Annotated in this window: 16 protein-coding genes; 9 read left to right on the top strand and 7 right to left on the bottom strand. The window is 61.0% G+C overall.

Annotated features, from left to right (window positions below; all coding sequences use genetic code 11):
* The 7 genes from QAT43_RS10860 to QAT43_RS10830 all read right to left on the bottom strand — a co-directional run.
* Positions 1 to 586, bottom strand: a 586-nt coding sequence (locus QAT43_RS10860; RefSeq protein ID WP_305043095.1) for a 4Fe-4S binding protein, incomplete at its 3' end; no start/stop codon positions are given.
* A gap of 182 nt (positions 587 to 768) precedes the next feature.
* Positions 769 to 1,047 (bottom strand): cytochrome c3 family protein, encoded by a 279-nt coding sequence (locus QAT43_RS10855; protein ID WP_305043094.1) that lies wholly within the window; start codon positions 1,045 to 1,047, stop codon positions 769 to 771.
* Positions 1,048 to 1,181: 134 nt separating this feature from the next.
* Positions 1,182 to 1,835 carry a cytochrome b/b6 domain-containing protein gene (locus tag QAT43_RS10850; RefSeq protein ID WP_305043093.1) on the bottom strand — a complete coding sequence of 218 codons (654 nt, stop codon included), beginning with the start codon at positions 1,833 to 1,835 and terminating at the stop codon, positions 1,182 to 1,184.
* The gene (locus tag QAT43_RS10845; RefSeq protein ID WP_305043092.1) at positions 1,832 to 2,068 is read right to left on the bottom strand and encodes a hypothetical protein; all 237 of its coding nucleotides are present in this window, start codon (positions 2,066 to 2,068) and stop codon (positions 1,832 to 1,834) included. Before QAT43_RS10845 ends, QAT43_RS10850 begins: the two co-directional genes overlap by 4 nt.
* Before the next feature lie 356 nt (positions 2,069 to 2,424).
* Positions 2,425 to 2,952: a menaquinol oxidoreductase gene (locus QAT43_RS10840; RefSeq protein WP_305043091.1), complete on the bottom strand. Its 528-nt coding sequence runs from the start codon at positions 2,950 to 2,952 to the stop codon at positions 2,425 to 2,427.
* Between the two features lie 3 nt (positions 2,953 to 2,955).
* Entirely contained in the window at positions 2,956 to 3,834 is an 879-nt protein-coding gene (locus QAT43_RS10835; protein ID WP_305043090.1) for a hypothetical protein, read from the bottom strand.
* 70 nt (positions 3,835 to 3,904) lie between these two features.
* Entirely contained in the window at positions 3,905 to 5,335 is a 1,431-nt protein-coding gene (locus QAT43_RS10830) for a sigma-54-dependent transcriptional regulator (RefSeq protein WP_305043089.1), read from the bottom strand.
* Positions 5,336 to 5,873: 538 nt separating this feature from the next.
* On the opposite strand from QAT43_RS10830, the gene QAT43_RS10825 reads away from it, so the two are divergent.
* The 9 genes from QAT43_RS10825 to QAT43_RS10785 all read left to right on the top strand — a co-directional run.
* A complete protein-coding gene (locus QAT43_RS10825) occupies positions 5,874 to 6,122 on the top strand; it encodes a hypothetical protein (protein WP_305043088.1) in 249 nt (82 codons plus the stop codon).
* 39 nt (positions 6,123 to 6,161) lie between these two features.
* Complete coding sequence (locus QAT43_RS10820; RefSeq protein WP_305043087.1) at positions 6,162 to 6,563, top strand: response regulator; 402 nt, start codon at positions 6,162 to 6,164, stop codon at positions 6,561 to 6,563.
* A 40-nt stretch (positions 6,564 to 6,603) separates the two neighbouring features.
* On the top strand, positions 6,604 to 6,849 hold the full coding sequence (locus QAT43_RS10815; RefSeq protein ID WP_305043086.1) for a hypothetical protein: 246 nt from the start codon (positions 6,604 to 6,606) through the stop codon (positions 6,847 to 6,849).
* Positions 6,850 to 6,875: 26 nt separating this feature from the next.
* On the top strand, positions 6,876 to 7,049 hold the full coding sequence (locus QAT43_RS10810; RefSeq protein ID WP_305043085.1) for a hypothetical protein: 174 nt from the start codon (positions 6,876 to 6,878) through the stop codon (positions 7,047 to 7,049).
* A 60-nt stretch (positions 7,050 to 7,109) separates the two neighbouring features.
* Entirely contained in the window at positions 7,110 to 7,625 is a 516-nt protein-coding gene (locus QAT43_RS10805; RefSeq protein WP_305043084.1) for a cytochrome c3 family protein, read from the top strand.
* A gap of 59 nt (positions 7,626 to 7,684) precedes the next feature.
* A complete protein-coding gene (locus QAT43_RS10800) occupies positions 7,685 to 8,620 on the top strand; it encodes a 4Fe-4S dicluster domain-containing protein (protein ID WP_442900247.1) in 936 nt (311 codons plus the stop codon).
* Positions 8,617 to 9,957 (top strand): NrfD/PsrC family molybdoenzyme membrane anchor subunit, encoded by a 1,341-nt coding sequence (gene nrfD / locus QAT43_RS10795; protein WP_305043082.1) that lies wholly within the window; start codon positions 8,617 to 8,619, stop codon positions 9,955 to 9,957. Before QAT43_RS10800 ends, nrfD begins: the two co-directional genes overlap by 4 nt.
* 144 nt (positions 9,958 to 10,101) lie before the next feature.
* Positions 10,102 to 12,411 (top strand): ATP-binding protein, encoded by a 2,310-nt coding sequence (locus tag QAT43_RS10790; protein WP_305043081.1) that lies wholly within the window; start codon positions 10,102 to 10,104, stop codon positions 12,409 to 12,411.
* A gap of 19 nt (positions 12,412 to 12,430) precedes the next feature.
* A partial coding sequence (locus QAT43_RS10785; RefSeq protein WP_305043080.1) for a response regulator occupies positions 12,431 to 12,656 on the top strand: 226 nt, incomplete at its 3' end.

Below are 12,656 nucleotides of genomic sequence, written 5' to 3'. Positions count from 1 at the left end.
GCTTGTCCTGGACGATGGCCAGGCTCATGGGGCAGGCGGTCTCGCATTTGCCGCAGGAGCGGCAGGACGCGGCGATTTGCAGGGGCTGCTTGTGTCCCCCCAGCAGGTTCTGCATGGTTCCCATGGGGCAGATGGCGCACCAAGCGCGGGGGTGCAGGGTAAAGGCCAGGCCGAGGCCGACGGCGGTGGTCAGGGCGCACATGCTCCAGAACACCAGGCCCCAATGGTTGATGTCACCGGGATTTTGCGCGATGCGCCAGGCCATGAAGCCCATAAGGGCGGCGAGGACCGCCAGGCGAAAGGGCATGGCGCGCATCCAGGCGGGCAAGCTCTTGCGCGGGGCGATGGGGGCGATCATCCGGTCGAAAAAGGCCCCGCGCGGGCAGAGATTGCCGCACACGTAACGGCCGCGCACCACCCCGCCGATCATGCCCGTGGCCATGGCGGCGGCCACGGTAAAGCCGAGCAGGGGATATTTCCAGCCCAGGGCGATGGTGACCAGCATGATGGGCAGCAGAAACCATTGCAGAACGCGGCGCTGGGAGACCAGCTGATATTTTTCCTGTGCGAGAACGTCTACGGACACTCGAGGCCTCCTTGGTTGTTTGGTTAAATTCTATATTCGGAAATTTATATACAAAGGGGCGGTCCTTGTCAAGTTCATCATGGACGGTCGGGTGAATTTGGTGAGGGGGGGCAGGGAGGCGTGTTGCTGAGTCAAAAAAAGGCCCCCGGTGGGGGCCTTTTCGGATGGGATGTCGAAAGTGCTTACTTCTTGTGGCACTCGTTGCACTTGGTGGGGCCGCCTTTGGCGGTGTGACAATCCTTGCAAGCCGCGCCGTGGGCCAGGTCCTTGGTGAGTTCGATCTTGCCGGGCTCGCCTTCGCCGTGGCAAGCGGTGCAGGTGCCGCCTTCGAGTTCGATGTGCTTCTTGTGGTCGAAGGTGACGGCGCCGTTCTTGGCTTCGTACTTGTAGACTTCCTGGGCGGCAATGCCGGTGGCAGCGGCAAAGAGAACGACCAGGGCGACAGCAACCAACTTCTTCATGTGCGAACCTCCTGTAAACAAATGGTTAAAAAAAACATCCCGGTTATTTGTATTAAATGCAAGGCCGGTCTTTGTCAAGCAAGATCGGTCCGCGGGGCGGTGGATTTTTCGGGTCGCCCGGCTCTCTTCCCGCTTCAGTGCGTTTTGCCGTGCTCGTCCTCATGCTCCTCCCAGCCGGTCCACATGGGCTTGAAGTGGGCGAAGGGGGTATGGCCGAGAGTGGCCAGATAGACATGGGTGAACAAAAAGGCGATGAGGATGCAGGCCAGCAGAAAGTGCGCGCCGGCGATGATTTTGATGCCGCCCAGCAAGAGCACCAAGGGACGCAGCAACTCGATGTTCATGAGCATGAACCCGGTGAGAATCACCAGGGGCACAAGGACCATCATGATGACCAGGTAGGCCGATTTCTGCAGGGGATTGAACTTGTTGTCGGGGGTGGTGACATGGGGGTTGGGCTTGCCGCGAAAATAGTTGAAAAAATAAAAGAGCATCTGGCGAAAGAGGCCAAGGCGCAGATCATCGCCGCTCGGCACGTAGAGCTTGAGCAGACTGCGCGCCACCACCAGGTAATAGGTCAGCCACAGGCAAAAGGAGATGGAGACGACGATGCCCGCGGTGTCGTGCAGGCGAATGGCCGCTTTGTAGCTGCCGAAGAAATTGACGAACTCGGGATAGCGGATCTGAGCGCCGCTCAGAATCAAGGCCAAAAAGCCAAAGGCGTTGAGCCAGTGCCAGATGCGCACGGGGGTCGGTGTCAGGTAGATTTTCTGCTTGGGCTTGCTCATGGTGATCCTCCCGGAGAATGGATGCGCGCGCCCATCCAGCGAGCGACGGCCCCGGTCAGCGCCAGGCCGAGAAGCAGGGCGGGTGTCAGCTGCGCCAGCAGCGTCAGGGCCCAGAGGCTCCACAAGAGTTGGCCGAGCAGATCGCTGCTTTCGGCCGGCACGCCTATGGCGGCAGGGGCGGAGAGAGGCGCCAAGATCAGGGCCAGTGCCCAGGCGCGGGTGAAAGAGGGCATCGCTCATCGTCCTTGCGTCGGGCCCGGCCAAGTGTGTTGCGCGGTCAGGCAGTCTGGCTTTAATAAAAGCATGGCCCGTGCCAAGGCGGACAGACTCGTGCCTTATTTTGTTAAGTTGCCGATATTGCATGTTTATTTTTTGTGTGACCGAAGCTGGGAGGGTGTTGGTGGGCGCTGGAGTGTATGAACGGGACATACAGGACGACGCAACCCGCCCGGCCCCAAAGGCGGGTCAGGGCCCGGTGGCCTCTTGTAAGTGCTTGAAATTCAGTGAAACCTTTGGGGTGGATGAAAAAGATATACAGGATGCCGTCGCAAGGCTGGGTCGGCAGGGGCGGTTCGCGGTGGGGGTGGCGTCAGGACTTGAATTTTTCCAGGCGCTCGGCTTGCGCCAGGCGTTCCTCTTCCTTGCGTATGGCTTCCGTGCAGAAGGTCCACATCTGGTAATGCTCCAGGGCCATGATGGTGAGGCCGGCGGCGAAGACCGCCCAGAAATTGGCGTCGAGGGCGTTGCCGTAGTGGTAGAAGACGTAGAAGGCGCCGAGATAGGCCAGGTGCGACCAGCCCTTGTATTTGCCCTGTCCGGTGCTCATGCGCGAGAGAATCAGAACCAGCGCCGAAAAGCTGTAGACCACCAGGGCGATGCTGATGAGGTTGGTGGGCGGGGCCTTGCCGAGCACCGCGCGCGCGCCATCGGAAATGGGCGGCAGCAGCCAGCCGTGGTTGAAGGCGACCAGGCTCAGGGCCAGAAAGGCCGCCATGCCCCAAAGGCCCCGGTACGCCAGTCTGTGTAGCCGGCGGATGCGTTCACGGCCGGGCGCGGCGGCTGTCTCGGCGCGGTTCGGCGTGTCGGGGGGGCGGCGGACGTTCCGCAGGAATCCCATGGATCAGTTTCCGCTTTTGTGGCCGATTTCCCGCTCGCGGATCTGGCGGGTCAGCGTGTCGAGCTTGTCCTGCAGATCGCGCAGGCTGTCGTCGGCCTCAAGGTTGCGGCGGGCCAGGCGCTTGAAGTTGCCCGCCAGGCTGACCAGTTCCTCCGTGCCCTCGGGCTCGTTGATTTCCAGATTGCCGCGGCTGACCTGGTCGGCGAAATACACCAACTGGCGTACCGGCAGCAGCACGTTGCGCTGCAGCAGGGCGATGACGCCGCCCACGGTGAGCACCAGCACCATCAGGCAGAAGATGACCAGGCGAACGCGCAGGGTGGCCAGGGATTTGAGCAGGGGCGCCTGGGACATGCCGATATCCAGGGTGCCGAGGATCTTTTCGTCCGGCGCGTGGAAGTGGCAGCCGCCATTGGAGCAGTTGGGTTCGTTGTAGATGGGTGTGGTGATGGCAAGAACCGGCTCGCCCTGGGCGTTGACGAAGTTGCGCGCCTGATCCATGGGGCCCAGGTGCACCGCGGTCACGGGCCCGCTGTGGCACTCGATGCAGCCCGGCGCGCTCATGTCGACCAGTTGGTTGACCTCCTCGTCGTTGGACGAGAACATGATGACGCCCTTCTTGTTGAAGATGCGCACATGCTCGACGCCTTTTTGCTCGCCGATGTCGTTGATGGTCTGGCGCAGGGATTCGCGCTGGTCGGTGAGCATGGAAAAGCGCGTGGCCTTGACAATGATGTCGCCGAGCAGCACCTCGCGCTGAATGCTGTCCGCGACCAGATCCTGCTTGACGTAGGAATAGAGCAGGATGCTGCAGACGATGACAAAGCCGGTAACGGTCAGGCCGACGGGTACGATGGCCTTGGCGGCAAGATTCTTCAGCATGAACGTCTCCTTGCCCGAAGGGCGCAAGCCCGCCAGGCGCTGCGGTCGGTCCTGAAAGAGTTCGGCCTGGTTAGTCCCTCGCCTCCTCGGGCACCAGGTTGCGTTTGACCTCGATCCCCTGTTTCTTCAGCAGGGCATGAAAGTTGGGCCGCTGCATGCCCACTTCGTCGGCGGCCCGGGTAATGTTCCAGCCGTTGCGCTTGAGAGCCTGGATGAGAAAGGCGCGCTCCAGGGGCTCGACCACCCGCTCGCGGATCTGGCGCTTTCTCTCCTTGAGCTCGTCGGCGCGCTGCGGAACATAATCGCTTAGGAGCAGATCATCGGGCGAACTCTCGACGCTCAGCTCCAGATCCTCGCGCTGGATGAACTCTCCCTCGGCCAGCACCACGGCGCGCTCGATGATGTTTTCCAACTCCCGCACGTTGCCGGGAAACCTGTAGCCCTCGAGCAGATCGAGGGCGTCGGGTGCCAGCCCGCGCACGTCCTTGCCCATCTCCTCGCCGAACAATTTGAGAAAATGCGCGATGAGCAGCCGCAGATCGCCCTTGCGCTCCCTGAGGGGCGGCAGGTCCACGGGAATGATGTTGAGGCGGAAAAAGAGATCCTCGCGGAAGAGCCCGGCGCCGACCATTTCCTTGAGCGCGCGATTGGTCGCCGCCACCAGGCGGATGTTGACGGGTTGGGACTGGGTGCCGCCGATGGGGGTGATTTCCCGTTCCTGCAGAGCCCGCAGGAGCTTGGCCTGGGTCTTGAGGCTGAGGTTGGAGATCTCGTCGAGAAACAGCGTGCCGCCGTCGGCGACCTTGAACAGGCCGGTCTTGGTCTGGACGGCGCCGGTGAAGGAGCCCCGCACATGGCCAAAGAGTTCGCTTTCCAGCAGATTTTCCGCCAGGGAGGTGCAGTCGACGGCGACGAAGGTGGCGCCGCGGCGCTGGCTGTTCTGGTGGATGGCCCGGGCCACCAGTTCCTTGCCCGTGCCGCTTTCGCCGGTGATCAGCACGGTGCTGTCCGTCGGCGCGACCTGAAGGATGCGCCGGTAGACCTTCTGCATCTCCTGGCTCTGCCCGATGAATTTCTGAAAGCCGTGATTCTCGCGTAATTCCTTGCGCAGGCACAGATCCTCGAAGAGCACGGCCTTTTTTTCGAGGGCCTGCTGGACTTTCTCCAGCAGCTCAGCGGGGGTGAAGGGCTTGGCGATGTAGTCGACGGCGCCGTTTTTCATTGCCTCCACCGCTGTTTCCACCGTCGAGTAGCCGGTGATCAGCACGATGGGCACCTCGGGCAGCATAGCGCTGACGGTTTTCAAAACCTCCAGGCCGTTCATGCCCGGCATTTTGAGGTCGGTGATCAAGAGGTCGCAGGCCGTTTTGCGCAATTCCTCGATGGCCGTATGTCCGCTGGCGAAAATCTCTGCTTCATATCCCGCTTTTTCGAGGATCTGCTTCAGGCCCCTGCGAATGACCGGATCGTCGTCGATGACCAGCACGCGTTTCTTGGACATACCCTCGACTCCTGAATTTTAGACCTGCCTGACGAGAGAAGTGTAGCTGGAGGATATACGCACCGTTTTCGGAAAGCGCCGCCGGTCGTCGGGATCGCCCAGCCGGCGTTTATATTTTTGAACAGGAAAAACAATCGAATTATTGCCTGATTAGCTTAATGAAGCCGTCGATCCAAGTCAAGGCGCCGTGCTGTGGAACGCGCATTTTTTCTGGTTGAAATTCGCCTTCGCTGCTCCAGCCTCCCCTGTATGAGCATACATACAAGGCATAGCAAAACAAAAATTTGATTGAATTCAAGTCCTTTTGTGAAAACAAACATTGTTTGAAAAATTTTTATCAGTTTAACCGTCGCATATTTATATACGCGGGCCATGGGCTTGTCGAAGATGACTGAATTGGTATGGATAAAAATTGTCATGATATTTCGTGAGGTTGAGAGTGGTTGGCGAATGTCGCCGCGTTGTGGCATAGCCTCTGCAATTACAAAGGTCACGATGAATCAGCATCGTCCATGATCATTCTGAAAAGGAGGTAGCCATGAAAGCGCTGATGAGTAGTGCAACGGCGGTGTTGCTGGCCATTTCAACGGCGGCGTATGCCTCTGGCGGAGCTGAATCTGGAGGAGGATCAATCATGATCTGGCTCTTTTTCGGCTTGGTAGGCTGCATTATCATTTTGCAGTTTGTTCCTGGCATGACTCTTTTCTTTGGAATGTTGAAAGGAATTTTTTCGGAAATGGATAAAAAATCTCAGACAACTGAGAAGGTGCGTGGAGGCGGAAATTGAATAAATAAAACTGGCTAAAAGAACGAGAAAGGCTGACCGATGTTTGGACTTCTTATTGCTGACGACGACCTGGAGTCCAGAAAACAGATAGCTGATCTGTTCATCGAAGCCGGCTACCATGTAACCGTGACCAATTCAGTTGCCAATGCCTTGTACGGGGTTCTCAAAAAAACGGCTCAGGTTGTCTTGATAAGCAGCCAATTCGATGAACTGACGGCTGTGGACCTGATTCCCTTGTTGAAACACTGCGATCGGGATCTCACCATCATCCTGATCGGCAGTGAGGAGTCCCTGCCTTCCATCCGCAAGGCACGGAAAGAAGGAATCTTCTATCACGCCCTCAAACCGGTGCGTCCGGATGACGGCGAGGAAATCAGGCTGGCCGTGAAGTGTGCCTATGAACGCCTGATCGCACGCAAACATGCCCTTGCTTACGGCTGACGTCAGGCTTCGAACATCCAACCAGAAAAGGAGAGCCAAGATGAAACTTCAGATTCTCATTCAGACCCTGCTGATTCTGCTCTTTGCCGCGGTTTCGACGGCTTTCGCGGTGGACACGACCAAGGTGTACAACAGCGGCATTCTCGTTCTTGCCTTCCTGGGATTTTGCGCACTGGTGATCGTTGTGCAGATCATTCCCGCCATCGTGCTGATGGTCGGCAGCATCCGCAGCATGATCAAGACCATGTCACAAAAAGAACTGGCCCGCGGCAAAGCCAAAAACTGACGCTACGACTCGCAGGAGGATTCCCTATGTTCGAGCAGATTTTTCAAGCGGTGGGAGAGGTCAATCAGGTCTACACGCTCGTCGATTTCTATACCTACATCAAGGGCATGGAATATCTGATCTGCGTCGGCTTCTTCATCGCCTTCCACAGCTTCTACAAGTATGTGATCAACCCGGAAGAGAAGGATTCGGCGCGTTGATACGACACTGACCACTCCCAATCTCATGCGGCCTGGGAGATGAAAAGGAGGAGCAACGAAATGGCTGACCTGAAGAGAACCAAAATCGCACTGATGTTCTTCCTGGCTGTCGGCGTGGGCTCCGGGGCGGCGGCCTTGGGCATGGATCTGCCCGAAACCGTCCTGCTGAATTCCCTGTCGCGTTATTACGACGGCGTCTCATTCGATCATGCCCTGCATGAGCAGGTCGCCGACTGCGCGAGCTGCCATCATCACACCACGGGCATGCCGTCCCAGGATCCCGACTGCATGAGATGCCATGCGGGCGCCGCCGAAATGGGCGTGGTCGCCTGCCGTGACTGTCACGCCGCCGAGCCCTTCTCGGCCGGCTATCTCAAGGCCAAGAAGGCGGACACCCATCGTTATCATACCGACCAGCTGGGGCTCAAGGGCGCCTACCACCAGAGCTGCCTGGGATGTCATCAGGCCATGGGGGCTCCCATCGGATGCCTGGACTGTCATCAACGCAACCAGGCCGGTGACGAGCTGTTCCGGGCGGGCGCGCTTTCGTCCGCCGGTCCAGCGGCATCCCGATGATTCTCGAAGCAACCCAGCGCGCTCAGCGCAGCCCAGGGAGGAGATGAACCATGAGCGGAATTTCCCGAAGAAAATTCTTGGCCGCCAGCATGGCCGGCAGCGCCGCCGCCACCCTGTCCCTGACCTCGGGAGCCTTCGGTGCCGCATTGCTCGAAGGCTACCCCGACGGCATGGGCGTTCTCGTCGACATGACCCGCTGCATCGGTTGCCGCAGCTGCGAGGCGGCGTGCAACAAGGAGCAGCAGCTGCCCGCGCCCGAGATGGCCTTCGACGATCCGGCGGCCTTTGATTACTCCTACCACGCGGGGCAGAAGCGGCGCACCACCGAGGCGGCCTACACCGTGGTCAATCGCTACGAGATCCAGGGCGAGGAGCAGCCGGTCTACCGCAAGATCCAGTGCAATCACTGCAACGAGCCGGCCTGTCTCACGTCGTGTTTCGTCAATGCCTACACCAAGACCAAGGAAGGGGCGGTGATGTTCAACGACAAGGTGTGCGTCGGCTGTCGCACCTGCATGGTCGCCTGTCCCTTCAACATTCCGGCGTACAGCTATTCGAGCGCCTTCAACCCCGTCGTGAAGAAATGCGTCTTCTGCCACGAGACGCGGCTCAAAAACGGCCTGCCGCCGGCCTGCGTGGAGATCTGCCCGCAGGAGGCCCTGACCTTCGGCAACCGGCGCGACCTGATCAAGATCGCCCATCAACGCATCAACGACAATCCCGGACGCTATGTCGACCACCTGTACGGTGAAAAGGAACTCGGCGGCACCAGCTGGATGTATCTCTCCAGCGTGCCTTTCGAGCAGTTGGCCTTCGACACCACCCTGGGGCGCGAGCCGATCATCTCCAACGTCAAGGGCTTCCTCGGCGCGGTTCCCATGGTGCTGGCCATCTGGCCCGCCCTGTTCACCGGCTTCCACCTGCTGGCGACCAAGAACAAGCATGGCGAAGGTCACCAGGCCGACCACCCCATTCAGGAGGATGACAAGCAATGAAAGCCATCATTTCGCGCGGGTTCAAGCCCATCGATTCGCCGTCGCCGGAGAACAGCGCCCGACGCTGGACCCTGAAGGAAAAACTGCTGCTCGGCATGACGCCCCGCCAGTATTTCGGGCAGGCCGTGTGCAACCCCTTCAACTGGGTGCTGGGTCTGATCTTTCTCATCGGCATTCCGCTGCTCATCTACCGCTTTGCCTTCGGGCTGGGGTCGGTGACCCATTCGTCCTACGATTATCCCTGGGGGCTGCTGCTCGGCTTCGGCCTGTTCGTCATGGTGCCCCTGTCGGCCTCGGGCTTTCTGCTGGGCACGGCGGTGAATATCTTCGGCCGCCATGACCTGCATCACATCGAGCGCCTGGCCCTGCTCAACGGCCTGCTCGGCTATTTCTTCGCCGTGGTCTTTCTCATCGCCGACCTCGGCCAGCCCTGGCGCCTGCCCTATCCCATGTTCGTGGCCTTCGGCACCGGCGCCGTGCTGTTCCTGGTCGCCTGGCACGTCTCGACCTACCTGTCGGTGCAGATCGCCGAAGTCTCCGAGGGCTTTTTCGAGTGGATGGGCTGGCCCCAGGCGGTGAAATTCGTCAAAAGGATCACCGTCGGGCTGACCGTGTCCGCCATCATCCTCTCCACCCTGCACCAGGGCGCGCTGGGGGCGCTGTTCACCTACGCGCCGGGCAAGCTGCATCCGCTCTGGTACGCGGCGGAATTCCAGTGGATTCACTTTTTCTGCTCGTCCATCGCCGCCGGACTGTGCATGGTCATCGTGGTGAGCACCATCATCAAGAAAACCATGGCTTGGCGCTGCGACGCGGGCTTTCTCGACAATCTCGACGCCCAGACCCTCACCCTGGCCAAGGGCGCGTGCATGGCGCTGATCACCTACTTCGCCATCAAGATGCTGGCCGTGGCCCACGACAACGAATGGGCCTATCTCGCCACCGGCTGGGGACTGTGGTTTTTGTTCGAGCTGGCCTTCGGCATCCTTGTGCCGCTGGTGATCATGTCCTACGGCATTCGCCACAAGCGTGCGGGCATCGCGCGCCTGGGCGCCGTCGCCACGGTGCTCGGCATCGCGCTTAATCGCCTCAATTGCGCGCTCATCGCCTTCAACTGGCGCCTTTACCAGGAAGTGCCCCATTGGGCCGAGGTGATGCTGTGCGTCACCATCTTCGCCTTCTATATCGTGGTCTATCGCGCCATTCTCTATCGCCTGCCGATCCTTTACAGCTGGAAGGCCAAGGAAGCCCATGCTCCCGAAGCGGTCAGGGAGCGCATCCCCTTCGGCGTATCGGTGCGGCCCTCCCATCATCAGGTGTTTCGCACCCGTGACTGATGCTTCCGGTTGGCAGTGAAGCGGCCGGCCCCCAGGGCCGGCCGCCGCTGTTCGGGGCGCCGAGGGACGCCCCGCCGGCCGTAAAAGGCGAGTTCTTCATTGAAATGCGCCGGGCCCTCAAGTATCCTCGGCGAAAAGGCCGCCATGAATGAAAAATTCTTCCAACGCAAGCTGACTCCCTCCACCATCGCCCTGTCCTATGCTTATATCGGCGGGCTGTTCTTCTGTTTTTCCATCACCCTGGCCTTTGTCCTCTCCGACCCCAACACCCTCATGTGGGTGGCGATCTTCATTTTTCTGCTTTTCGTCCTGGTCACCGCCGTCCTGCTGTATATTCTGCTGCGCTCCAACGAAAAGGCCATCACCCTGGCGCAGAAGAACCTGGAGCGGGTCAGCCGCGCGCTTAAGACCCGCAGCGGCTGCAACCAGGCCATGCTGAGGGTGGCCGATGAGTTCAAACTCATGCAGGAAACCTGTCGCATCATTGTCGAGGAGGGGGGCTATGTGCTCGCCTGGGTGGGGTTGGCCGAGACGGATGAGGACCAGACGGTGCGGCCGGTGGCCCAGTGGGGCCAGGACAACGGTTTTCTGCGCACGGAACGGATTTCCTGGGGCGACAACGAGCGCGGCCAGGGACCGGTGGCGACCGCCATCCGCACCCGCGCCACCAGCCACGCCCAGCACAATCGCCGCTGGCTGGACATGGTGCAGGATCGCGGCTACGCCTCCTCCATCGCCTTGCCCCTGCTCGACGGGGGGGCCTGCTTCGGCGCCCTGGCGATTTACGCCGGTGAAAAGGATGCCTTCGACAAGGACGAGGTCGAGCTGCTGCGCGCCATGGCCGATGATTTGGCCTACGGCGTGGTCACCCTACGCCTGCGCCGCGAGCAGGAGGAGGCCCGGCAGGCACGCCGGCAGCTGGCCACCATCATCGAGCAGGGCACCGAGGGGGTGCTGACCTTTGATCCGGACGGCGTCATCCGCTACGTCAACCCCGCGTTTCAGGACATCAGCGGGTGCCGCGACGACCGGCTGGTCAACAAGAACATCCACGAGCTGCGCCTGGCGGGGCGCAACAAGGCGCTCTATCAGATGATGCAGGAGGTCCTCGCCGACGGCGCGGCACGCACCGAGCAACTGATCAATTACCGCCCCGACGGATCCCCCTACGAGATCATCTGCCGCGTCACGCCGGTGTTCGACGCCCAGGGGCGCATCACCAGCTTTGCCGCCGTGGTTCGGGACATCAGCAACGAGGTGCGGCTGGAGCGGCAGTTGCGCCAGGCGCAGAAAATGCAGAGCATCGCCACCCTCTCCGGCGGCATCGCCCACGATTTCAACAACATCCTGGCCTCCATCATCACCTGCAGCGAGATGGCCCTGGAGGATCTGCCGGCGGATTCTCCCTGGCGCAGGAATATCGAGGTGATTCACCGCGCCGGGCAGCGCGGCCGCGAGCTGGTGCGCCAGATCCGCACCCTGAGCCGCCAGAACGCGCCGGAAAAGCAGCCCGTGCGCATGGAGCAGGTTCTCGACGAGTGCCTCAAGCTGCTCAGGCCGTCGATTCCCGCCAGCATCGAGATCCGCGATTGGGTCATGCCCGGCCTCGGCCAGATGCTGGGCGATTCGACCCAGATGCATCAGGTGATCGTCAATCTGTGCACCAACGCCGCCCATGCCATGCAGAGCCGCGGGGGCGTCCTGGAAGTCGGGCTGGACAATGTCGAACTCAGGGAGGAGGCGGTGAAATTTCTTCCCGATCTGAGCCCCGGCCCCTATCTGCGCCTGACGGTGCGCGATACGGGCGAGGGCATGACCCCGGCCGTCCTGGAGCGGATCTTCGACCCTTTCTTCACCACGCGGGAGCAGGGGGCGGGGACCGGGCTCGGCCTGTCGGTGGTCCACGGCATCGTCAAGAATCACGGCGGAGCCATCGAGGTGTCCAGCACGCCCGGCAAGGGGTCGGTGTTTCGCGTCTATCTGCCGCGCATCGCCGGCGACGGCGAGGAGGCGCAGGCCGCCCCGCCGCTGACCATCCCGGCGGGACATGAACGCATCCTCTTTGTCGATGATGAAAAGGACATCGTCTACGCGGGGGAAAGCATGCTGCGCCGCCTCGGTTATCAGGTGACGGCGACCTGCTTTCCGCGCGAGGCCCTGGCCATCTTCCGCCGCGATCCGCAGGCCTTCGACCTGGTGATTACCGATTTGACCATGCCGCAGATGAGCGGTGATCAGTTGGCCGAGGAAATCGCCCGGGAGCGCCAATCCATTCCGATCATTCTGTGCACGGGCTTCGCCGCGCGGCTCGGCGATCTGCGCGCCTCGGGCCAGGAGCCTCCGCCCCAGATCCGCGAGGTGGTGCTCAAGCCCTTCGACCGCAGCGATCTGGCCCTGGCCATCCGCCGGGTGCTGGCCGATCCCGGCGCGCGAAGCACTGGACAAACCCGCTGATTTCGGCTACGGGTATCCCATGGCGACGATTCTCATCATTGACGACGATCCCGGCATCCTCGACACCCTGAGCCTCATGGTCGAGCGCATGGGGCATCAACCCTTGACGGCCTCGCGCCTGGCGCAGGGGATCGCGGCGGCGCGGGGCAACGAGGTCGACGTGGTGTTTCTCGATGTGCGCATGCCCGACGGCAGCGGTCTTGACGCGCTGCCGGATCTCGAGCGCGCCCCTTCGTCCCCCGAGG

It is taken from the genome of Geoalkalibacter sp., from assembly GCF_030604225.1.
Lineage (GTDB): Bacteria > Desulfobacterota > Desulfuromonadia > Desulfuromonadales > Geoalkalibacteraceae > Geoalkalibacter.
The sequence above is the reverse complement of the archived record's forward strand: the minus strand, read 5'-3'. Positions and strand labels throughout refer to the sequence as shown.